At 71.3% G+C, this 21,923-nt stretch carries 18 protein-coding genes; 10 read left to right on the top strand and 8 right to left on the bottom strand.

Translation table 11 applies throughout. From position 1 onward, the window contains the following. Positions 1-141: 141 nt before the first annotated feature. On the bottom strand, positions 142-873 hold the full coding sequence (locus tag ABH928_RS11375) for an SDR family NAD(P)-dependent oxidoreductase (protein WP_370064900.1): 732 nt from the start codon (positions 871-873) through the stop codon (positions 142-144). 95 nt (positions 874-968) lie between these two features. Between ABH928_RS11375 and ABH928_RS11380 the strand changes: the two genes are divergently transcribed. Next, positions 969-1,820: a LysR family transcriptional regulator gene (locus ABH928_RS11380; protein ID WP_370064902.1), complete on the top strand. Its 852-nt coding sequence runs from the start codon at positions 969-971 to the stop codon at positions 1,818-1,820. A gap of 197 nt (positions 1,821-2,017) precedes the next feature. Beyond that, positions 2,018-2,692: an alpha-ketoglutarate-dependent dioxygenase AlkB gene (locus ABH928_RS11385; protein WP_370064904.1), complete on the top strand. Its 675-nt coding sequence runs from the start codon at positions 2,018-2,020 to the stop codon at positions 2,690-2,692. Between the two features lie 73 nt (positions 2,693-2,765). On the opposite strand, the gene ABH928_RS11390 is transcribed toward ABH928_RS11385, so the two are convergent. Then, positions 2,766-3,971, bottom strand: a complete 1,206-nt coding sequence (locus ABH928_RS11390) for a DUF222 domain-containing protein (RefSeq protein ID WP_370064906.1) — start codon at positions 3,969-3,971, stop codon at positions 2,766-2,768. A gap of 400 nt (positions 3,972-4,371) precedes the next feature. Further along, positions 4,372-4,632, bottom strand: coding sequence for a hypothetical protein (locus ABH928_RS11395; protein WP_370064908.1), 261 nt, complete (start codon positions 4,630-4,632; stop codon positions 4,372-4,374). A 283-nt stretch (positions 4,633-4,915) separates the two neighbouring features. Here ABH928_RS11395 and paaK point away from each other — a divergent pair, with 283 nt between their 5' ends. The 4 genes from paaK to ABH928_RS11415 all read left to right on the top strand — a co-directional run bounded on the left by paaK (position 4,916) and on the right by ABH928_RS11415 (position 11,328). Next, positions 4,916-6,259, top strand: coding sequence for a phenylacetate--CoA ligase PaaK (gene paaK / locus ABH928_RS11400; RefSeq protein WP_370064910.1), 1,344 nt, complete (start codon positions 4,916-4,918; stop codon positions 6,257-6,259). Positions 6,260-6,400: 141 nt separating this feature from the next. Beyond that, the gene (locus tag ABH928_RS11405) at positions 6,401-7,645 is read left to right on the top strand and encodes a CaiB/BaiF CoA transferase family protein (RefSeq protein WP_370064912.1); all 1,245 of its coding nucleotides are present in this window, start codon (positions 6,401-6,403) and stop codon (positions 7,643-7,645) included. Positions 7,646-7,766: 121 nt separating this feature from the next. Then, positions 7,767-8,990 (top strand): acetyl-CoA C-acetyltransferase, encoded by a 1,224-nt coding sequence (locus tag ABH928_RS11410; RefSeq protein ID WP_370064914.1) that lies wholly within the window; start codon positions 7,767-7,769, stop codon positions 8,988-8,990. A 70-nt stretch (positions 8,991-9,060) separates the two neighbouring features. After that, on the top strand, positions 9,061-11,328 hold the full coding sequence (locus ABH928_RS11415; protein WP_370064916.1) for a 3-hydroxyacyl-CoA dehydrogenase NAD-binding domain-containing protein: 2,268 nt from the start codon (positions 9,061-9,063) through the stop codon (positions 11,326-11,328). 64 nt (positions 11,329-11,392) lie between these two features. Here the strand turns inward: ABH928_RS11415 and ABH928_RS11420 are convergent, their stop codons facing one another. The 3 genes from ABH928_RS11420 to ABH928_RS11430 form a co-directional block, all read right to left on the bottom strand. Beyond that, on the bottom strand, positions 11,393-12,637 hold the full coding sequence (locus tag ABH928_RS11420; RefSeq protein ID WP_370064918.1) for a glycosyltransferase family 39 protein: 1,245 nt from the start codon (positions 12,635-12,637) through the stop codon (positions 11,393-11,395). Positions 12,638-12,729: 92 nt separating this feature from the next. Then, entirely contained in the window at positions 12,730-13,386 is a 657-nt protein-coding gene (locus ABH928_RS11425) for a hypothetical protein (RefSeq protein WP_370064920.1), read from the bottom strand. 64 nt (positions 13,387-13,450) lie between these two features. Next, on the bottom strand, positions 13,451-14,272 hold the full coding sequence (locus ABH928_RS11430) for an aquaporin (protein WP_370064922.1): 822 nt from the start codon (positions 14,270-14,272) through the stop codon (positions 13,451-13,453). A 344-nt stretch (positions 14,273-14,616) separates the two neighbouring features. On the opposite strand from ABH928_RS11430, the gene ABH928_RS11435 reads away from it, so the two are divergent. The 3 genes from ABH928_RS11435 (at position 14,617) to ABH928_RS11445 (ending at position 19,136) form a co-directional block, all read left to right on the top strand. Next, positions 14,617-15,972: a mannosyltransferase family protein gene (locus ABH928_RS11435; protein WP_370064924.1), complete on the top strand. Its 1,356-nt coding sequence runs from the start codon at positions 14,617-14,619 to the stop codon at positions 15,970-15,972. Positions 15,973-16,142: 170 nt separating this feature from the next. After that, complete coding sequence (locus tag ABH928_RS11440; protein ID WP_370064926.1) at positions 16,143-16,985, top strand: alpha/beta fold hydrolase; 843 nt, start codon at positions 16,143-16,145, stop codon at positions 16,983-16,985. Positions 16,986-17,165: 180 nt separating this feature from the next. Next, positions 17,166-19,136 (top strand): hypothetical protein, encoded by a 1,971-nt coding sequence (locus ABH928_RS11445; RefSeq protein WP_370064928.1) that lies wholly within the window; start codon positions 17,166-17,168, stop codon positions 19,134-19,136. Between the two features lie 28 nt (positions 19,137-19,164). On the opposite strand, the gene ABH928_RS11450 is transcribed toward ABH928_RS11445, so the two are convergent. Beyond that, positions 19,165-20,502 (bottom strand): ABC transporter substrate-binding protein, encoded by a 1,338-nt coding sequence (locus ABH928_RS11450; protein WP_370064930.1) that lies wholly within the window; start codon positions 20,500-20,502, stop codon positions 19,165-19,167. 9 nt (positions 20,503-20,511) lie between these two features. Further along, positions 20,512-21,114, bottom strand: a complete 603-nt coding sequence (locus tag ABH928_RS11455) for a hypothetical protein (RefSeq protein ID WP_370064932.1) — start codon at positions 21,112-21,114, stop codon at positions 20,512-20,514. A 229-nt stretch (positions 21,115-21,343) separates the two neighbouring features. Between ABH928_RS11455 and ABH928_RS11460 the strand changes: the two genes are divergently transcribed. Continuing rightward, the gene (locus ABH928_RS11460) at positions 21,344-21,922 is read left to right on the top strand and encodes a hypothetical protein (protein WP_370064934.1); all 579 of its coding nucleotides are present in this window, start codon (positions 21,344-21,346) and stop codon (positions 21,920-21,922) included. The last annotated feature ends 1 nt before the right edge of the window (position 21,923 follow it).

Raw genomic sequence — 21,923 nt, forward strand, 5'->3', positions numbered from 1 at the left:
CCGGCTCGCACCCGCTTGTCGGTGGCCATGGTCCTGAGTGTGGCGTCGCCGCCCAGGAGTGTCCGGCCATGCCGATCCGGTTCGGGTCGATCAGGTGCGCGTACTTCTGGTCGGTGTTGTCGCGGGTCACCGCCGTGCACTTCACCAGGGCACGACGCCCGCGTCCTCGAAGAACTGGCCGGTCGGCCCGTCGTCGGGCAGCGTCGCGAGCTTGATGGCGATCGCCGCGCCCTGCTCAGGGGTGCGCACGCCACGGAAGCCGTTGAGGTCGGTGGCGACGTAGCCGGGGCAGCCGACGTTGATCAGGATGTTCGTGCCACTCAACTCCCGGGCGTACTGGAGGGTGACGGCGTTCAGGAACGTCTTCGAGGGGGCGTACGCCACGGCCACCGGACCCGCCGTCTGCTCGGCAGCGGTTCCCGACTGCCGGGTGAGGGAGCCGACGCTGCTGGACATGTTCACGATCCGCGGCGAGGCGGAGCGGCGCAGCAGCGGCAGCATCGCGTTGGTGACGCGGATGACGCCGATCACGTTGGTCTCCACGACCGTGCGGATGTTCGCGGGATCGACCTGAGTGGGCTCCTGCGGCATGCCGCCGGTGATGGCGGCATTGTTGACGAGCACGTCGAGGCGCCCGGCTTGCTCCTCGATCAGCCGTGCGGCGGCTGTCGCGCTCGCGTCGTCGGCCACGTCCAGCGGAACACCGAAGGCGTCCACTCCGGCCGCACGCAGTTGCTCCACCGCGACCTTGCGGCGCTGCTCGTCGCGGGCCCCGACGCCGACGCGCCAGCCAAGGGCGCCCAGGCCCGCGGCGATCTCGTAGCCGATGCCCTTGTTCGCGCCAGTGACCAGCGCAATCGTTCGTTCGCTCATGGGGACCATGCTGCTCTCGGCCCCCGGCGGAGGTCCAAGACCAATCGGGTGGGCGCCGATACCGTCCGGGTATTGATCAGGGGTAGCGTGGCCGCATGGAGACGCGGGAACTGCAGTATTTCGTCGCTGTCGCTGAAGAGCTGCACTTCGGACGCGCCGCGCAGCGCCTGGGAATCGCACAGCCGCCTCTGTCACGGGCGATCCAGAAGCTCGAACGCCGGCTCGGAACAGCGCTGCTGGACCGGACCAGCCGCACCGTCACGCTGACCGAGGCCGGCTCGGTCCTGCTGGTCGAGGGTCGGGCGGCCCTGGACGCGGTCGACGCCGCCGAGCGCCGGACGCGCCGCGCCGCCCTGTCCGCGACCGGCCGTCCCGGCCTCGTTCTGGTGACGAAAGCCAGCGCGTCCCGTGAACTGCTGGCGAAACTGCTCGACGCGTACGCCGCCGAACCCGGCGCAGTCCCCGTCGACGTCATCCTGTGCGGCCCGGCCGAGCAGGCACGACTCCTGCGCGAGGGCCGGGCCGACGTGGCGCTGCTGCACCGGCCGTTCGACTCGACGGCGGGGTTCCACACCGAGGAGCTCGGCACGGAGGGCCAGGTGGTGGTCCTGCCGGCCGGGCATCCGCTCACCGTCCGCGCCCAGGTGCACATGGCCGACATCACCGGCCTGCCGGGCCTGCCCCTGCCGCGCTGGCCCGACCCCGACGGCACCTACCCGCCCGGCCCCGGCCCGCTGGTCCGCGACCACGCACAGTTGCTGCAGCTCGTCGCGCTCGGCCGAGCCTGCGCGGTCTCACCGGAGTCGTGCCGAGCCCAACTGCACGGCGACCTCGCCGCCGTGCCCGTGCTGGACGCGCCAGCAGTCACCACCGTCATCGCCTGGCCCCCGCACAGCCGGTCCAGAGCCGTTGCCGACCTAGTCCGGACTGCGACACGTCTCCGATAGTTCCAACATGCCCGGCCAGGTTCCACCTATCGTGCCCCGACTCAGGGGTGGAGCGGACTGCTGAGCCCGGTCCCCGCCAACTCGAACGCTCAGTCGCCAACCGGAGCGCTCAGTCACAGTAGTGCGGTTCATGAAGTGCACCGCGCACGTGCACTCCTTATCGCTCACATGTTCGAATAAGGAGGTAGGCTCGTTCCATGGCCCTCCAGCACTCCGGCGACACGCCAACCTCCGCAGCACTGCAGGCCTCACTGTTCGACGAGGCGGAGGAGACGTGCCTGCGTCCCCTGCGTATGTCCTCTCCGACTCGGACGGACCTGGGCGCCGGCGCCTGGATCGACCTGCTGCCCGGCTGGCTCTCGGGAGCAGACGCACTGTTCGAACGGCTGACGACCCAGGTGCCGTGGCACGCGGAGCGCCGGAAGATGTACGAGCGGGTGGTCGACGTGCCACGCCTGCTCGCCTTCTACGACGAGGGCGACCGCCTGCCCGACCCGCTCCTCAGAGACGCTCGGGACATGCTGAGCGATCACTACACGGCGGAGCTCGGCGAGCACTTCGCCACGCTCGGCCTCTGCTACTACCGCGACGGGCGCGACAGCGTCGCCTGGCACGGCGACACCATCGGCCGAGGCCGGACAGAGGACACCATGGTGGCGATCCTGTCCGTTGGCGAGCCCCGGGCACTGCTGCTCCGCCCCCGCCCCGAGTACAACCTGAGCGGCACAACGGTTCGTCAGCTGCTGGGCCACGGCGACCTGATCGTGATGGGTGGCTCGTGCCAACGAACCTGGGAGCACGCCATCCCCAAGACCGCCCGCCCGGTGGGCCCACGCATCAGCATCCAGTTCCGCCCCCGCGGAGTGCGCTGAGCCCACGCGTGTGAGGGCGTGCCGATGGGCCGCTCCCGGCTGGGACAGCGGCTGGTCGGCGGGCGGGGGGTTGCTAGTCGCGGTGGGGGTAGCGGGTGTTGGGTGGGGGTGGGGTGTCGGGTGGTGGGACAGCTCGGGGTCGGCCGCTCTTCATCTGTAGTTCCCAGCCGGTGTGGTGGAGATCGGTGTGGTGTTCGTTGCAGAGCAGGGCGAGGTTGTCCAGCCCCGTCTCGCCACCGTCGGCCCAGTGGACCAGATGGTGCGCCTCGCACCAGGTGGGCGGCCGGTCGCAGCCGGGCCACACGCAGTGCCGGTCCCGGGCGATGACCGCGTCCCGCAGGTGCGCGGGAACAGTACGGGTAGCCCGGCCGATCGACAGCGGCTTGTCCTGACCCCGGGTGAGGATGACCCGGAGCTGGCAGTCACAGGACTCCTTCCGCGCCTGCCACGCCGGGAGCTGATAGCCACGCGTCGTGGTCGCCGCCGCCTTCGGGCGCAGCAGCCCCGACAACTCGTCGCCGTCCTCGGTGGCGAGGACCGGGTGGGTGGGGCAGGTGGTGCGCAGGGCGTCGAGGTCGGCGATCAGCGTCAGGTGCGGACGCTGCCCACCCGTGGTGGGCAGCTTGTCCGAACCCAGCGCGAGATCCGTGACAGATTCGAGGGCGTCGCCCATCCGCTCGGAATGCGTCCGGGTCTCGCCCTCGACGGGGGCGCCCATCGCCGCCTCCAGAGCCACCCGCAGCTTCTCCCCCGCCACCGGCGACAGCTCCCCCGACAGGACCCAGAACGGCCGGTCCGACGTCCCCGTGGCGGAGAGCTTGACCCAGGACTGGAACACCGCCGGAACGTCCCTCGCCTCGGCATCCTGCTCGGGGACGAGGTGGGCGTGGATCTGCTTCGCCGCCTGACGCACGTGGGCGAGGTGAAGCTTCGGGGTCTGCTCCACCATCAACACCTCCGCCTGATGACGGGCCGAGGTGTCCTCGATGGGGGCGAGCTCCTTCGCGAGGATCTCCACCTGGTCCGTGGAGAGGGAGCCCTCGGCCTGGGCCTGACGCACCGTCGGCAACTTGTCCAAGTCCCGCGCCAGATTCACCAACCGGTTCGCGTGGCCCTGCGCCATCTGCGCATGCGTCCGCAGGAAACCCTTCGTCGAACGACACCGCACCGCCGTCGCACCACCCACGCGATCGAACACCGCGAGACGGCGCAGCTTCTGCGCGTCCAACATCTCCGTCACACGCTCAAGCGCCAGGAACTGCTCCGCGAGGAAATCCACACCCGCACCCAGCAGCGCGTCATCACCCTCATCCGCAAGCGCCGTCAACAACTCCCGCGCACACCCCGGAAGAGTCCGCAGCGGATCCGCGAACCGCGCCTGACGCGAAGAGGAAGGAGTACCCGAGACGAACCGGGAACCCGCCGCATCCCGCGGCAGACCCAGCCAGTCATCACCAGCCGGAGAAGGAGAAGGAATTGAGGGGTTACGGGGATCCGAACCAGAAGACGAACCCTGGGACTCCGGGGACCCACCCCACCCATGGACGCCATCTCCGTCTTCACACCCGCCCCCGAACATCGAGGCGTCCATAGAACAATTATCAAGCCACAACCCCACCCAAGACCATGGCCCATCAGGACTATCTTCCGAACACGAACGAGTTAGTCATTCCGTTCGATTACTCGGATGCCAACGGCGGAACCTCGACACCGCCCTCGCGGGCCTCCCGGAGGGCTTCCTCCAGCTCGTCGAGGGCGCGAGAGACACCCACCGGATCCTTGATGGCCACCGCGGTCGCCAGCGCGGAGCGGGCGTCGGCAACCTGTCGAAGGAGGACCTCGGCCGACTTGCGGCCCGCCTCCCCCAGGTAGCCGGACTGATCGACCTGATCGAATCCAGCGACGTCCTCGACCTGGTCGAGCTGCTCGTTCCGGTCCACCGCGGCCTCCTCACAATGCACGCTGGAAGCCCCTCCCACAGCCACCTTCGCAGGGATTGAAGAATTCTTCAATTCACACTTCAACGGACCTCAATCTCAAGGCCAAGGCAGAGGTCAGGCGGAGGCCAGGCCGAGGTCATGTCGCCAGGGATCACAACCAGCCCAGCCGTGATCCTTGACAGCCGCCCGACCCGCGACGGACGATCAACCGAACATTCGGTTGGCAACCACATCCAGTCAGTGGATCCGTGGCGCGCCCGACTGGTAGGCAGGAGTTCCGCGCATGCCCGTCCCCACCTCGACTCCCCCGGCCGACCTGCTCGACGCCGGCGAGCGGCTCAGCCCGGAGGAGTTGCACGCGCACCAGCTCAGGCAACTGCGCTGGACTCTCCGTCACGCCTACGACAACGTCGAGCTCTACCGGCGCAAGTTCGACGCGGCCGGGGTGGCTCCGGACGACTGCCGCAGTCTGGCCGATCTGGCGCGGTTCCCGTTCACCACCAAAGCGGACCTGCGCGAGACGTACCCGTTCGGGATGTTCGCGGTGCCGATGGAGCGGGTGCGGCGGATCCATGCGTCCAGCGGCACCACAGGGCGGCCGACAGTGGTCGGGTACACGGACGGCGACCTGGACCTGTGGGCCGACGTGGTGGCCCGTTCGATCCGCGCGGCGGGCGGGCGGCCGGGGCACAAGGTGCACGTGTCGTACGGGTACGGGCTGTTCACCGGGGGGCTCGGCGCGCACTACGGCGCGGAACGGGCCGGGTGCACGGTGATCCCGGCGTCCGGCGGGATGACCGCGCGGCAGGTGCAGATCATCCAGGACTTCCGGCCCGAGATCATCATGGTCACGCCGTCCTACATGCTGACGCTGCTGGACGAGTTCGAGCGGCAGGGGGTCGACCCGCGCAGCACCTCACTCCAGGTCGGCATCTTCGGGGCGGAGCCGTGGACCGAGGAGATGCGGCGCGAGATCGAGGAACGGCTCGACATCCACGCCGTGGACATCTACGGGCTGTCGGAGGTGATCGGTCCGGGCGTGGCGAGCGAGTGCGTCGAGACCAAGGACGGGCTGCACATCTGGGAGGACCACTTCTTCCCCGAGGTGGTGGACCCGGTGACGGACGAGGTGCTCGACGCGGACGTGATGGCTGCGGGCGGCACCGGCGAGCTGGTCTTCACCTCACTCACCAAGGAGGCGCTGCCGATCATCCGCTACCGCACCCGTGACCTGACCCGGCTGCTGCCCGGCACAGCCCGGCCCGCGTTCCGTCGGATGGAGAAGGTGACCGGGCGCTCGGACGACATGATCATCCTGCGCGGGGTCAACGTCTTCCCGACCCAGATCGAGGAGGTCGTGCTGCGCACACCCACCGTCGCACCCCACTTCCAGCTGCGGCTGACCCGGAGCGGACGGCTGGACCGCATGGAGGTCCGGGTCGAGGCACGGCCCGACGCCACCACGTCGGAGCGCGACGCGGCGGCTGCGGAGATCGCGCGGGGGGTGAAGGACAGCGTCGGCATCAGCGTCGCGGTGACGGTCGTGGACCCGGAGACGTTGGAGCGGTCGGTCGGCAAGATCAAGCGCGTCTTCGACCTGCGCAGCCAGGACGACACCGGGAACTGAACGGCGCTGAACGGCACGAAGCGGCGCTGAACGGCGCGACTTCCGAGGTCCCGGCCCTGCCGCCTCTTGTTACTGGCGAGTTAACTCCCTAGCATCGGCTCTACGCAGTCATGTCGCCGCTCCCCGTTCTGTGGAGGCCCGATGCCCGAGTCCGCCGCGCCGATCCCCGACCCACCCGCCCAGGCGGGACCGCTCGCCGGTGTCCGGGTGGTGGAGCTGGCGGGGCTGGGGCCCGGGCCGTTCGCGGCGATGCTGCTGGCCGACCTCGGCGCGGACGTGGTGCGGGTGGACCGGCCCGGAGGCGCGCCGCTCGCCGGGGATCCGGCGCTGGACGTCACCAACCGGGGCAAGCGCAGCGTGGTCCTCGACCTCAAGTCGGCGGACGGAGTGGCGCAGGTGCTCGACCTGGTCGGGCGCGCGGACCTGCTGATCGAGGGGTACCGGCCGGGCGTGGCCGAACGCCTGGGCGTGGGACCGGCCGACTGCCTCGCCAGGAACCCCCGGCTCGTGTACGGCCGGATGACCGGCTGGGGGCAGGAGGGGCCGCTGGCCCAGGCTGCGGGGCACGACATCGGGTACATCGCCACTGCGGGCGTGCTCGGGCTGGTCGGCGCGGCGGACGGGCCGCCCGCGATCCCGGTCAACCTGGTGGGCGACTACGCGGGCGGCTCGCTCTACCTGGTCGTCGGCCTGCTGGCGGGGCTGCACCACGCCCGCGCGACGGGACAGGGACAGGTGGTGGACGCCGCCATCGTGGACGGCGCGGCCCATCTGACCACGGTGCTGTGGGGGTTCATGGCGGGCGGGCGCTGGCAGGACCGGCGTGGCGTCAACATCATCGACGGCGGTGCGCCCTTCTACGCCGTCTACGCGACCGCCGACGGTCGACACATGGCCGTGGGCGCGCTGGAACCGCAGTTCTACGCCGAGTTCGCCAAGCTGCTGGACCTGCCCGCCGACGCGCCGGGGCAGCGCGACTTCGGGCGCTGGGACGACTTGCGCACGCTGATCACCGAACGCTTCGCCACCCGGACGCTGGCCGAGTGGCAGCAGGTCTTCGAGGGGACGGACGCGTGCGTCGCGCCGGTGCTCAACCTGCACGAAGCCGCCGAGCACCCGCACCTGCAGGCGCGGGGCAGCTACGCCGTTCACGACGGAGTCCCCCAGCCCGCGCCCGCACCCCGCTTCTCGGGCACTCCGACCGCCGTACCCCGCCCTCCGGCGCTGCCGGACGCGGGACGCGCCTCGGTCGCCGCCGACTGGGACCTGCCCGCCCTGCTCGACGCCGAAGCGGAAGCGGAAGCGGACGTGGACGTGGACGTGGACGCCAACGCGGACGCGGACGCGGACGCCGAAGCCCCGCACGACCCTGACGCCAGGACGTGAGCCCCGGCTCCACGACCTCCGCGCACCCGAAGACCATCACCCCAAGACCATCACCCCAAACACCGTCCCACCCCAAAGACCATTCCACCCCTGACACTTCGCCAGAAAGCAGGCAGTCAGCGTGACCACCGGAACCCCCGAAGCATTCGTCTACGACGCGATCCGCACCCCGCGTGGCCGGGGGAAGGCGAGCGGGTCGCTGCACGGGACCAAGCCGATCGACCTCGTGGTCGGGCTGATCCACGAGATCCGGCGACGGTTCCCCGACCTCGACCCGGCGGCGATCGACGACGTCGTGCTCGGCGTGGTCAGCCCGCTCGGTGACCAGGGGTCGGACATCGCCAAGGTCGCCGCGATCGCCGCGGGGCTGCCGGACACGGTGGCCGGCGTCCAGGAGAACCGCTTCTGTGCCTCGGGCCTGGAGGCGGTCAACCTGGCTGCCGCCAAGGTCCGTTCGGGCTGGGAGGACCTGGTCCTGGCGGGCGGCGTGGAGTCGATGTCCCGGGTGAAGATGGGCAGCGACGGCGGCGCCTGGGCGATGGACCCGATGACCAGCTACGAGACCGGATTCGTGCCGCAGGGCGTGGGCGCGGACCTGATCGCCACCGTCGAGGGGTACTCGCGCACGGACGTCGACGCGTTCGCCGCCGAGTCCCAGGCCCGCGCGGCTGAGGCGCAGAAGGAGGGCCGGTTCGACCGCTCCGTCGTGCCGGTGCGCGACCGGAACGGCATCACCGTCCTCGACCGCGACGAGTTCATCCGCCCGGGCACCACCGTGGAGTCGCTGGCGGGCCTCAAGCCCTCCTTCGCGACCATTGGTGAGCTGGGCGGGTTCGACGCGGTGGCGCTGCAGAAGTACCACTGGATCGAGAAGATCGACCACGTGCACCACGCGGGCAACTCGTCCGGCATCGTGGACGGCGCGGCGCTGGTCGCGATCGGCAACGCCGAGGTGGGCGAGCGGTACGGGCTGACGCCGCGGGCGCGGATCGTCTCCGCGGCCGTCTCCGGGTCGGACCCGACGATCATGCTGACCGGCCCGGCCCCGGCGACCCGGAAGGCCCTGGCCAAGGCGGGTCTGACGGCCAAGGACATCGACCTGGTGGAGATCAACGAGGCCTTCGCCGCGGTGGCGCTGCGCTTCATCCGCGAGCTGGGCTTCGACCACGCGCAGGTCAACGTCAACGGCGGCGCGATCGCGCTGGGGCACCCGCTGGGTGCGACCGGGGCGATGCTGCTGGGCACCGTCCTGGACGAGTTGGAGCGGCGCGACCTGCGCCGCGGCCTGATCACCCTCTGCGTGGGTGGCGGCATGGGCATCGCGACCGTCATCGAGCGACTGTGACGGCCGGTTCGAAGCCGCACCGCCCCTCCCCCTCGCCGCACGCCGACCCCGCGCCTGGAGACCACAACCCATGAGCACCGAGAACACCGCGACCGAGCAGAACACCACCGCAGCCGAGCAGTCCACGGTCCGCTTCGACCAGGACGCCGACGGTGTCGTCACCCTCGTCCTGGACGACCCCAACCAGTCGGTCAACACCATGAACACGGCCTTCACGGCCGACTTCGTCGCCGTCGTCGCGCGGCTGACCGCGCTGCGCGACGCGGGTGAGCTGCGCGGCGTGATCGTCACGTCCGCCAAGAAGACCTTCTTCGCCGGTGGCGACCTGCGCATGCTGAGCGCCGTCCAGCCCGCCGACGCGCAGGAGTTCTTCGAGGGCTCGCTGGTCCTCAAGCGCGCCCTGCGCGGGCTGGAGACGCTGGGCGTTCCCGTCGTCGCCGCGATCAACGGGGCCGCGCTCGGCGGTGGCCTGGAGCTCGCGCTGGCCTGCCACCACCGGGTGGCCCTGGACGCGCCGCAGGTCAAGATCGGGCTGCCGGAGGTGACGCTGGGTCTGCTGCCGGGCGGTGGCGGTGTAGTGCGTACCGTGCGGCTGCTCGGGATCACCGACGCGCTGCTCAAGGTGCTGCTGCAGGGACAGCAGTACCGGCCCGCGCAGGCCCTGGAGCACGGGCTGGTCCACGAGTTGGCAGCCGACCGCGACGAACTGCTGGCCAAGGCACGGGCGTTCGTCGAGGCAAACCCGACCGCGCAGCAGCCGTGGGACGTCAAGGGCTACAAGATCCCCGGCGGCACGCCGAGTTCGCCCGCCTTCGCCGCCAACCTCCCCGCCTTCCCGGCCAACCTGAAGAAGCAGCTGAACGGCGCGCCCTACCCGGCGCCGCGCAACATCCTGGCCACCGCCGTCGAGTCGGCGCAGGTGGACATCGACACCGCCTTCACCATCGAGGCGCGCTACTTCACCGAGCTGGCGACCGGCCAGACCGCGAAGAACATGATCCAGGCGTTCTTCTTCGACCTCCAGGCCGTCAACTCGGGCGCCAACCGGCCCGCCGACGTCCCGGCCCGGAAGGTGACCAAGGTCGCGGTGCTGGGCGCGGGCATGATGGGCGCGGGGATCGCCTACTCCTGTGCCAGGGCGGGCATCCAGGTGGTGCTCAAGGACGTCAGCGCGGAGGCGGCCGAGCGGGGCAAGGACTACTCCCGCACCCTGCTCGCCAAGGCGCTGTCGCGCGGCCGGACCACCGAGGCCAAGCGGGACGCGCTGCTGGCCCTGATCACGCCGACCGGTGACGTGGCCGACCTGGCCGGCTGCGACGCGGTGATCGAGGCGGTCTTCGAGAACCCGGCGCTCAAGCACCAGGTCTTCGCCGAGATCCAGGACGTGGTCCTGCCCGACGCGCTGCTCTGCTCCAACACCTCGACGCTGCCGATCACGTCGCTGGCGGAGGGCGTCAAGCGGCGCGAGGACTTCATCGGGCTGCACTTCTTCTCGCCGGTGGACAAGATGCCGCTGGTCGAGATCATCAAGGGCGAGCAGACCGGCGACGAGGCGCTGGCCCGGGCGTTCGACCTGGTCCGGCAGATCAACAAGACCCCGATCGTGGTGAACGACTCGCGCGGCTTCTTCACCTCGCGGGTGATCGGGCAGTTCATCAACGAAGGCGTGGCGATGGTCGGCGAGGGCGTCGACCCGGCGTCGGTCGAGCAGGCGGCGGCGCAGGCCGGGTACCCGGCGAAGGTGCTGTCGCTGATGGACGAGCTGACGCTGACCCTGCCGCGCAAGATCCGCGAGGAGTCCCGGCTGGCGGCCGAGGCCGAGGGCCGTGCCTGGGCCCCGCACCCGGCGGACGTGGTGCTGGACCGGATGCTGGACGAGTTCGGCCGCACCGGACGCAGCGGCGGCGCGGGCTTCTACGACTACGTCGACGGCAAGCGGGCCGGGCTGTGGCCGGGGCTGCGCGAGCACTTCACCAAGCCCGGCAGCACCGGCTCCGAGGGACTGGAGGCATCCGGGCGAGCGGAGGCATCCGAGGGAGTGGGCGTCCCGTTCCGCGACATGCAGGAGCGGATGCTCTTCGCCGAGGCGCTGGACACCGTCCGCTGCCTGGAGGAGGGCGTGCTCACCTCGGTGGCGGACGCCAACATCGGCAGCATCCTGGGGATCGGCTTCCCAGGCTGGACCGGCGGCGTGCTGCAGTACGTCAACGGCTACGAGGGCGGTCTGGCCGGGTTCACGGCGCGCGCACGCGAATTGGCGGCGGCCTACGGCGAGCGGTTCGAGCCCCCGGCGCTGCTGGTCGAGATGGCCGGTCGCGGCGAGACGTTCACGGACTGAGCCGAGTTCAAGGACTGAGCCAAGAGCCGAGCGCAGGTCGGCGCGTCCGCCCCAGAACGCGAGTTCAGGCGGGCGCGCCGCCGTAGTACACCAGCGACACCCCGTACACGGCGGACGCGACCGCCGCCGTCGCCAGGAACGGCCAGGCGACGGCGCGCCGGTCGGCGAGCCACTGGGCCAAGGGGTAGAGCAGGGTGAAAGCCGGGAGCAGGAACCGGGCGATCGGCGGGTAGGGCGAGGCGTTGACGACGTCGACCAGGACCATGCCCGCCCCGAAGACCAACAGCGGCAGCGGCTGCCTGCGGTAGCCGCGCCGGCACAGGGCTGCCACGAGCAGCACCAGGTAGCCGATCCCGGTGAGCGCCTCCGGGAGTTTGCCGACGGCCCAGTGGCGGGCGCTCGCGTTGGAGCCGAAGAGGTCCGCGGTGAGCCGGGCGTACCAGTGCAGGGTGCTGCCGCCCCAGTCGAGGCCGGTGTTCCACGCGTCCTGGATGTGGAAGTAGGCGTCGAGCGAGTGCGCGGCCAGGCTCACATAGACCACGTAGCCGAGCCAGCCGAGCGGGGCGAGCACCACGGCCGCCGCCGGACGCCATCGTCCGTCCCGCAGGTGCAGCAGGCCGCGCAGGCCCGGCGGGCGATCGCGCCACAGACGTATCAGCGCGGTCAGCGCGACCGCCGCTATCAGCGCGGAGGCGCTCGGTCGGGTCAGCCCGGCCAGGGCGCAGAGCACCCCCGCGCTGACCCAGCGTTCCGCCAGCAGGGCGTAGAGGCTCCAGGCGCAGAGGGCGGTGAAGAGCGCCTCCGAGTAACCCATGGACTCCACCGCGGCCAGCGGCAGGACGCCCCAGAGCACGGCGGCGATGACGCCGACCCGACGGCTCCAGAGGCGGTCGGCGATGGCGAAGATCGCCCAGGCCGCCGCCAGGGAGGACACCCAGGAGACGGCGACCAGGGCGCCGGCCGTGTCGATCCCGGTGACCTCGCGAACCGCGCGGGCCAGGCCGGGGTAGAGCGGGAAGAAGGCGCGCGGCGAGTAGGGGATGCCGTGCGCGCCGATCGCGCCGTTGCTCCGGGAGTAGCCGTGGTCGACGATCAGGGCGTACCAACCGGCGTCCCAGAGCGTGCCGAGCCGGGCGATCGGGTCCTTGCCGTGGGCCCATCCGTACCCGAGGACCAGCACGATCCCGAGCCCGCGGACGGCCGCGAAGGCGACGAGCGCGGGCGCGGCGCGCCCCACGGTCCGGCGCAGCGCGGGTCCGCTGTCAGCGGGACGGGAGAGGGGTACGGGCCGGGCCCGGACGGAGGTCATACACGGCCAGCGTAGGGCGTGGTGTGAAGGTCTCGCCTGCTCAGCGGGCGGCCGGCGCTACCTTCGCACCACGCGCTGGGCGCCCGCCGCGATCACCGCTCGCGGGCCTCCGCGCGCCGGAGGGCGGCTCGGAGGGTGGTGCGGACCTCCGCCTCGGGGGTCTCGGGCACGCCGAGTTCGGCGGCGATGCGGCGGTGGGCGCCGGGGTCGGGGCGAGACCCCGATGCGGCCTCCGGGGTCCGCTGGGTGGGCAGCGGGGCCTGGCCCGCTCCGAGTGCGGCCCGCTCGATGCCGACCAACAGGTCGATCAGGCCGTGGTCGGCGTATCCGGCGGCACCGGCCCGGAGCCGGGTGCTGACGCTGCGGTAGAAGGCGCGGCCCGCCTGGCGGCGGAGTTGGTCGCGCAGGCGCGGCGGCACGGGCGCGAGGGCACGCTCCAGCGCGGGCCCGGTGGCCTGCCAGAGGAATCGCGCGGCACGGACCGACTCCTCGGCGGGGATGCCGTCGAGGGCGCGCCGGGCGCCGAGCAGTTCGACGCTGACCAGTGCGGCATCGGACACCTGGGGCTGCTCGCCACGCAGTCCGGCCGCGCACTCGCGCAGCACGTTCTCGACGTTGCGGCGGACCCTGGGCCAACGGCCGGTCGCGACCAGGGGGCTCTCGGCCTCGGCGAGCAACGCGGCGTAGGCGGCGATGACACCCGGCCGTTCCTCCTCGAACCGGCCGGCCGCCGCCTGATCCGCTGCCACCTGCCGCCCCCTTCACCGGACCTCGACCCACCGACGGTTCGATCCTAAGCGCAGCCCTCCAGCCCTACGCGCAGCCCTGGGCACAGCCCTCCGCGCGGCAGGACGGGGACGGGCGCAGAGGGTTGCCGGACCACCTGCCACAGGACGCGCAAGCGTCGGCCGCGATGTGCAGCGATGAATCCGGAGAGGCATCAGCAGACGCATCCGCAGACCCTTCCGGCGAAATCTCCGGCGACGCTTCCGGCGACCGGCGGAAGATCAGTGCGGCCACCACGCCGCCGAGCGCCGCTCCCATCAGCTGCGCGGCAAGGAAGGCGGGGAGTGACGCCGGAGCCAGGCCGGACGGGCCGCCGGTGAGCGAACGGGCCACGGTGACGGCGGGGTTGGCGAAGGCACCGGAGGAGGTGGACCAGATCCCGGCCGCGACGTAAGCGGCCACCGCCGACGGGATCATCCGGTCCCGGCCGGTGCGGTCGAGGCCCTGCACGACCAGGATCAGCCCGGCGGTGCCGACCACCTCCCCGAGCAGCGTCCCGGCCCCGCCCAGGCGCGCGCCGGTTGCGGCCAGCAGCGGCCTGCCGAACATCGCCTCGGCCAGCACCGCGCCGACGGCGGCACCGAGCAGCTGCGCGACGAGACGGACGACGCGGGCGCGCACGGAGAGACCTCGCACGGTGAGGGTGACCACCGGATTGAGGTGACCGCCGGAGACCGGGGCGAAGAGCAGGATCAGCACCCCGAGCGCACTGGAGGTCGCCAGCGAGGTCGCCAGGAGCACCGTGGCGGGATCACGACCGAGCGCGACCGCCTTGTCCGTCGACCCGACCACCACCGCCGCCAGCAGCGCCGTCCCCACCAGCTCCGCCCCGGCCCGACGCCATGCCACCCCACCGAACCCTGTCCCCATAAGGGGCAGAGAAGCGTCATTTCAACATTTTGTCAATTTTTACCCGAACTCACGCCGCCCGCATACCCGGCACAGGTCCGACATGCAACCAATGCGAGCCCGACACACGTCTGCCCCAAGGCAGGCGCGGCCCTGACACAGGTTGTGCGCAGGTCGTGCGCAGCTCCGCCACTCGAACGCAAAGCCGCACGTCGGCCCGCCTTCACTCCGAACCGGATCTCACCTCAATTTTCCGATCCGTACACATTGAGCTGACAGGATGACGTCATGCTCGGCTCCTCATGCCGACCGATCTTCGAGCCCTTCCCATCACCGAGGAAACCGTGAGCGTTCCGACCAGCGCGCCCGAGCAGCCCGAGCAGAAGGCAGGCCAGGCGCACGCGCCGACCTCCGGCCTCGCGATCCGCCTCCCGGTACGGACCCCGAGAGGGTGGCGCACCGGACTGGCCCTGGCGCTCCGGGCCGCCGAACCGGCACTGCTGCTCTTCATGGTGGCGCGCGCCGTCGGCATGTCGCTCATCATCTTCCTCAGCCCGGGCTCGGTGAGCTACGCACTGCGTCGGCTGGCCCTGCACTGGGACGCGTCCTGGTACCTGGACATAGCCCAGCACGGCTACGACCACGCGATACGTCCGATGCTGCCCGGCGCGACGATACAGACGACCAACCTGGCCTTCTTCCCGGTCTATCCGGCGATGATCAAGGTCACCCACACCGTGCTGCCCTTCCTGAGCTGGGGCACGGTCGGGGTGCTGACCGCCTCGGCGTGCGCGGTAGGCGCGGCCTGGGGCATCTTCGCGGCGACGTCGTTCCGCTACGGCGACAAGATCGGCACGATCGCCGCGCTGCTGTGGGGCGTGGCCCCGGTCGCCGCCGTCGAGACGGCGGGCTACAGCGAGTCGGCGTTCACCATGTTCTCCGCCTGGGCGCTCTACTGCGTGGTCTCCCGGCGCTGGATCGCGGCCGGGGTGCTGTCGGTCCTCGCGGGCCTGACCCGGCCGACCGGCGTCGCCGTCGCGGCGGCGGTGATGTGCGCGGCGGCCATGGAGATCTGGCTGCGCTACCAGGAGCGCCGCTCAGAGCAGGGACGCACCCGGCTCCTCCCCTGGCTGGACCGGCTCCCCTGGTTCGACGGCACCGACCTCGCCGCCGCCCCGGTCGCCGACGAGCCGCCGCTGTGGAAGCCGCTGGCGGCGATCCTGATGGCGCCCGTCGGCTGGGTCGGCTTCGTCGCCTGGACGGCGCTGCGCCTGCACAGCTGGAACGCCTACTTCCAGATACAGGCGGGCTGGCACTCCAAGTTCAACTTCGGCGCGTCGACCGCGCACGACATGCGGCTGCTCTTCACCTCGGCCAACCCGGTCGGCCTGTACTACCCGGTGGTAGCCGGGGTGCTGATCGCGGCGGCAGTGGTCTTCGTGACCTCACTGGCGCAGCGTCAGCCGCTGGCGTTCGTGATGTTCAGCTTCGTCATCATGGTGATCTCCTACGGCGACACCGCCTTCTTCTCCTCGCGGGCCCGGTTCCTGCTGCCGGCCTTCCCGCTGCTGATCCCGCTGGCGGCGGGGCTGGCCCGGGTGCGGACCAAGGCCACGCTCTACGCGGTCCTCGCGGCCTGCGCGATCTCGTCCGGGCTCTACGGCGCGTACATCCTGCTGTACTCGCCCAGCGCGCCCTGAGCCCCAGCACACCCTGAACCCTGCTGCACCCCGAGCCACACTGCACCCTGAACCCCATCGCTCCCTGAACCACAGATTCCACCCGGCAGCTCCTCTTCCGCGCACCCTCTTGTCGGCGAAGCTACTCTCCGGTAATTCTTACTGACACCAGGTCTAGTAAGGGAGTCGCCATGCCCGCCGAGATCGCGTACCAGCACGAAACACCGCACGGCCCGCGCACCGTCACCGTGCGGTACGAGCGCCGGGGCAGCGGTACCCCGCTGCTCCTGATGCACGGGATCGGCCACCACTGGCAGGCCTGGGAGCCGGTGCTCCCCGCGCTGGCCGAGCGGCACGACGTGATCGCGATCGACCTGCCCGGCTTCGGCGCGTCCGCGCCGCTTCCGGCCGGGGTCGCGTACGACCTGGAGTCGGTCGTGCCGGGCCTCGGCTCGCTCTGCGCCGCACTGGAGGTGGAGCGCCCGCACGTGGTCGGCAACTCGCTCGGCGGGCTGCTGGCGCTGGAGATGGGCCGACGTGGACTGGCGCGCTCGGTGACGGCGCTCTCGCCCGCCGGGTTCTGGACCCGGCCGGAGCAGGCCTACGCGTTCGGCGTGCTGCTCGGTATGCGCTTCGGCGCGCGGACCCTGCCCGCCCCGCTGGCCCGCCGGCTCGCCGAGAACCCGTCCACCCGCGGCCTGCTCGTCGGCTCGATCTACGCCCGCCCGAAGCTGCGCGCGCCCGAGGACGCACTGGCCGAGACCCGGGCGCTGCGCGGCGCGAAGGGCTTCGCCGCGACCCTCAAGGCGGGACGCGGCGTCGACTACCGCGTCGACGTCAGCGGTGTCCCGGTGACCATCGGCTGGGGCACCAAGGACCGGCTGCTGGTCCCCAGGCAGGCCGACCGCGCGGAGATCCGGCTGCCCAAGGCGAAGGTCGTCCGGCTGCCGGGCTGCGGCCACGTGCCGATGAACGACGACCCGGCGCTGGTCGCGGAGACCATCCTCGGCGCCGTCGCCGCCGCGGAGGCGTGACACGCGCCCCGGGCGCGCCCCCGTCCCGGATTCCGGACGACCTCACCCGATGGAGTGATACCAGCCCCCTCACTCGCCCGCCGAGAAAGCGCAGGTCAGCGGTGTCAATTCGGCCGCAGCCGGAGCATGCGGGCGCGGCCGGAGCTGCTGACGGCATGTCACGATGCGCTCGTGCCAGTGATGTCCCGAGATCCTGCGGCTCCTCTCGACGACGAGCCGGACGACGGCGCGGTACCTGTCTCCGCCGAGCCGCGCACCGAGCGCCTGCGCCGGGTCGGCCGCTGGGTGCTGGCCGGGCACAGCGCGCCGGAACTGCTGCGGCTGCCGCCTGCCCAGGTCAACCGGATGCTGACGGTGCTCGCCTGCGCGTCCATGCTGATCGGCGCGCGCGACATCTGGAACCGCACCATCGTCAACCAGCAGGTGCACGCCTTCGCGGTGATCCTGTACTTCGGCGCGATCCTGGTGATCGCCGTACTGGCGCTGAGCGTGCGGACCCGGCGGGTGATGACGCTGGTGGACGCGTTCATGCTGGCCGTCGCCGCGCTGCAGTGCGTCAACCGGTTCTACGTGGTCACCGCCGCGCAGCCGCCCGCGCCCGGGGTGGTGTCCAGTCATGTGTACTACGGCACCGACGAGGGCTCGCTGATCCACATGGCGGCCCGGACCCTGCTGCACCACGGCCGCATCTACGGGACCCAGTGGCCGCAGATCTTCTCGATGTTCCACGTCGGAACCACCCCGCTGATGAACGGCGGCGCGGCGACCGGCCTCGACTACCCGCCGCTGGGGCCGATCTTCACCGCGGTCCCGATGAAGCTGGGCCTGAGCCACCCGCCCGCCGGGCTGGCGGCGACGGCGATGCTGCTGCTGGCCTCGGTGGTGATGTTCCTGCTGCTGCCGGTCTCCTGGCGCCCGGTCGCGGTGATCGTCTGCTTCGGCTTCGGCTGGCTGCCCAACTATGCGCAGATGGGCTACCCGGGCTGCATGGAGCTGCCGTTCCTGCTGGTCACCGTGGCCTACTGGCACCGGACCGGGCGTGGCGGACGGCTCGGCCTGATCGGCGTCACCCAGGCCGTCTGCCTCGGGATCGCGGCCTGCCTGCACCAGCTGACCTGGTTCCTGACGCCGTTCCTGCTGATCGGGATGTTCATGATCCGGCGCGGCGAGATGCCCGCGCGGGACGCGGCACGGGTGGTGCTGCGCTACGCGGCGATCACCGCCGGGGTCTTCCTGGCGATCAACCTGCCGTTCATCCTGCAGGGCACGCACGCCTGGCTGCGCGGGGTGCTCACCCCGCTGACCCAGCAGGCGATCCCGGCCGGGCAGGGGCTGGTCGGGATCTCCTCGTTCTTCACCTCCGGCAGCGGTGGCCTGCATCTCTACAGCGTGGCCGGGCAGTTGCTCTGCCTGGCGATGATGGTGCTGCTGGTGCTCTTCCCGCGGCGGCTGGGACCGGCGGTGACCGTGATGCCGTGGCTGGTCTTCTACCTGTCGACCCGGTCGCAGCAGGACTACTTCGACCTGACCGTGCCGCTGTGGGTGATGGCCGCGGCGACGGTCTCCGCCGCCGACTTCGACCGCGCCTGGCACCCGCGCGCAGGCTGGCTCGGCTCGCGGGCGGTACGCGCCGCGCTGGTGCCGGTGCTGCTCGCGCCGACGGTGGTCACCATCTCGGCGGCCATGCTCACTCCCCCGCCGCTGCAGATGTCTGTGACCGCGATGAGCGGCAGCGACGGCGCCGGCGAACTCGCGCTGCTGGACCTGCTGCAGCGGGTGCAGGTGACGGTGACCAACACCAGCGACGAGGCGGTCACCCCGCACTTCGCCACCAGCACCGGGGCGACCATCTCGGACTACTGGAAGGTGCTCTCCGGCCCGGCCACGCTGCCGGCCCGCACCACCGCCGTGTACCGGCTCAAGGCCCCGTACGGCGGCGTGGACACCCCCGGCGTCAAGGGCAGGATCCTGCTGCGCGCGGTGACCCCGCAGCCGATGAGCATCTCCTCGGAGCTGATCGGCGTCGGGCCGGACCCGTCGACGCTGTCGCCGAAGCTCAAGAAGATCCTCTCATCGGGACTCGGCCTCGGCAGGCACAGCTCCGACAGCGTCGGCACCTCCTCGCCCGTCGAGGGGATCAACGGGCGCTGAGCCCGCCGCATCACAGCCTGACCGTCTCTCACGGCTTGTACGGCAGCGCGGGCACCTGGAAGCAGTTGGTGTTCATGTCCGGGACCTGGGTGGCCCAGCCGCCCTGGCCACCGTCGGCCGAGTCCTCCCAACGGGCCACGTTCAGGCAGGCCTTGGTGGGGCCGGTCGGCGGGTGGGCGCTCGGCACGAACGAGGCCGGGATCAGCAGACCGTGGGCGTCGTAGGGCTGCGGGCGCTGCATGTAGGCGTCGACGCAGGAGCGGGTCACGTCCGCGCCGCAGGAGGTGGCGGCGTCGGTGAACCACTGGGCGCCCGCCCAGCCCAGTAGCTCCCACTCGGACAACTGGCCCTGCTGGTCCGGGTAGTACTTCTGCATCGCCGCCCGGAACGCGGCGACCGCCGGGTACTGCGTGTCCTCGTAGTTGCGGGCGTCCGAGGTGGCCCACAGGACGTCGCGGCAGCCGGGCACGGAGGCGTAGTCGGAGCGGATCTCGTCGGACCAGTTCTGCTCGTTGGTCACCTTGGCCGTCACACTGACCCCCGCCGAGGCCATCGCCTGGCAGAGGCCGGTGTTGCCGCGCAGGTCCATCGCGTCGAGTAGGAGCTGGGCGTGGTCGGCCTTCATGCCGGCGGCGACGGCGGCGAAGTCAGGCAGGGCGAAGTCGACGGTCTCGTTGAGCACCGAGTAGCCCTCGGCCTTGAGTCCCTGGGTGAGCTGCGCGGCGTAGCGGAGGGAGTCGGACTGGTTGTAGGCGACGACCACGGCGCGGCTGAGGCCGAGCTTGGTCGTGAAGTACCGGTAGACCTCGGTGGTCTGGTAGAGCACGCCGTTCCAGCCGACCGTCCTGCCGTCGCGCGGTTCGTCGGTGCCGTAGATCTGATAGAGGTGCGGGTACTGGTCGTAGGCCGTGCCGATGGTGATGCCGCCGATGTCGGGGACACCCTGCGCGCTCACGTAGGGCGCGCCCGCGTACTCCAGCTCGGTCCCGGCGACCAGGGCGACCACGTGGTCCTGGTCGATCAGCTGGTGCACGCAGCTCTGGTTGCCGATGCCGGAGCCGCTGTCGTCGCACGGATAGACCTTGACCTGGCGGCCGTTGATCCCGCCGGCCGCGTTGAGCGCCTGGAAGAAGGCCTGGGCGCCGGTCGTCGGCCCGGAGAAGGTGTCGCCGCCCAGCGGGCTGCTGATCGAGGCGATGATGCCGACCGGGATCGGGGGCTGCGCCGTGCCCCCGGGGACGGCTGGCGCGGTGCCGCCGAAGTCCCGCAGCGGCACTCGGCTGCCGCACGCGGTCGCACACAGCAGGAGCAGCGCGAGGACGGCCGCCCGGACCCTCCTCGCGCGTGCGGAGCGCAGGACGCTCACCCGCTCACCTCAGGAGCAGCCGGGGATCGGCGAGGAGCCGGCCTTGAGTTGGAGCAACCCGCACAGGGTCGTGTCGGCGACCTTCCACACTCCGCCCTCTTCGACGGACTTGCCGGTGCTGTTGGGCAGGGCTTCGGCGCCGCTCAGGCAGACGTTGTAGGTGACCTCGGCGGTGGTGGCGCCGGTGAAGTCCACCTTGGTGACGCCGACCGTCGTCTGCGCCGCCTGCGGGTCCTTGCCGAAGGCCAGCAGCACCGGGGTGAACTTGACCCCGTTCTGCAACAGCGCGACCTTGGCGGTGTCGGAGGTCGACGGGTCGAAGAACTTGTTGTAGTTCGCGGCGACCTGCTGGGCGGCCGTCTTCACGTCGGCGGGTCCGCTGCCGGAGACCGTGTACGGCACCGAGCTGCCGCAGGCTGCGGCTGCGGCACTTCCACTGGGGCCGGCGGGCGCACTGCCGGCCGCGCCCGAAGTGGCCGACGCCGAGGGCGAGCCGGAGCCACTGCTGCCGCCACTGCTGCTGCAGGCCGCCGCGAGCAGCAGGACCGCCGCCGCGGTACCGGCCCGGAAGAGGACGGTCCTGGTTCGGCCCGTACCTCGTTCTGTGTCCACCAACCGCTCTGTGTCCATCAACCTTCACCGCCCTGTCCTGGGTTGCGAGAGAGTCGAGAGAGATGGGTGCGGAGATCTGACTTAGCATCAGCTCTGGATCCCCAAGCTAGCTCCCGGGCATCGTCAGGAACCCTCCCGTGCGGGTATTGATGAGGGAACGTGACCATTCGGCCCAGAGCCTGAGAGCCCGAGATCCCGAGAGAGGAACCCCATGATGCGGAGGTTCACGATGCGGGGCTTCACGGTTCGCGGTTTCACGGTGCGAGGGTTCACGGCGGGGTGGACGCAGTTGGGCTGGGTGCTGGGCGCGGCGGGCGCCCTGCTGTGCGTGCTCGGCTGGTACGGCATCTCCGGCGAGCGTTTCGCCGAGCGGCAGATCCCGTACCTCGCGTCGGCCACGGTTCCCGGCGCGGCGCTGATCGTCGCGGGCGCGGTCCTGCTGGCCCGGCCCGGGGCGGCCGAGGAGGAGGCGCGGCGCGATCGGATCGGTGAGGACGACCGGCTGCGCCGCCAGCTGGCCCTACTGTACGACCTGCTGGTCGAGGAGGCGACCCGGTCCCAGCAGGCCTCGGGCGGCGTTTCCGAGCCGGCCGTGACGCACCCCGGCAGCGCCGCCGAGCGGCTGGCGTACCTGCCGAACGGCCGCACGTACCACCGGGTCGGGTGCCTCCTGGTCGAGGGTCGCGGCGACGCGGTCCCGGTGACCCCGGCCGGGGCCCGCGAGCGCGGGCTGCGTCCGTGTCCGCTCTGCACGCCGGACCGGAACGCGGGTCCTGGCGACGCGGCTGACAGCGCGTCGGAGGCCTGAC

It is taken from the genome of Streptacidiphilus sp. MAP5-3, from assembly GCF_041262505.1.
Lineage (GTDB): Bacteria > Actinomycetota > Actinomycetes > Streptomycetales > Streptomycetaceae > Streptacidiphilus.

What these genes read in the sequence shown, in the direction of transcription:
- ABH928_RS11375 (WP_370064900.1), bottom strand. Translation starts at nt 873, where the DNA reads ATGAGCGAACGAACGATTGCGCTGGTCACTGGCGCGAACAAGGGCATC.
- ABH928_RS11380 (WP_370064902.1), top strand. Translation starts at nt 969, where the DNA reads ATGGAGACGCGGGAACTGCAGTATTTCGTCGCTGTCGCTGAAGAGCTG.
- ABH928_RS11385 (WP_370064904.1), top strand. Translation starts at nt 2,018, where the DNA reads ATGGCCCTCCAGCACTCCGGCGACACGCCAACCTCCGCAGCACTGCAG.
- paaK (WP_370064910.1), top strand. Translation starts at nt 4,916, where the DNA reads ATGCCCGTCCCCACCTCGACTCCCCCGGCCGACCTGCTCGACGCCGGC.
- ABH928_RS11405 (WP_370064912.1), top strand. Translation starts at nt 6,401, where the DNA reads ATGCCCGAGTCCGCCGCGCCGATCCCCGACCCACCCGCCCAGGCGGGA.
- ABH928_RS11415 (WP_370064916.1), top strand. Translation starts at nt 9,061, where the DNA reads ATGAGCACCGAGAACACCGCGACCGAGCAGAACACCACCGCAGCCGAG.
- ABH928_RS11420 (WP_370064918.1), bottom strand. Translation starts at nt 12,637, where the DNA reads ATGACCTCCGTCCGGGCCCGGCCCGTACCCCTCTCCCGTCCCGCTGAC.
- ABH928_RS11440 (WP_370064926.1), top strand. Translation starts at nt 16,143, where the DNA reads ATGCCCGCCGAGATCGCGTACCAGCACGAAACACCGCACGGCCCGCGC.
- ABH928_RS11445 (WP_370064928.1), top strand. Translation starts at nt 17,166, where the DNA reads ATGTCCCGAGATCCTGCGGCTCCTCTCGACGACGAGCCGGACGACGGC.
- ABH928_RS11460 (WP_370064934.1), top strand. Translation starts at nt 21,344, where the DNA reads ATGCGGGGCTTCACGGTTCGCGGTTTCACGGTGCGAGGGTTCACGGCG.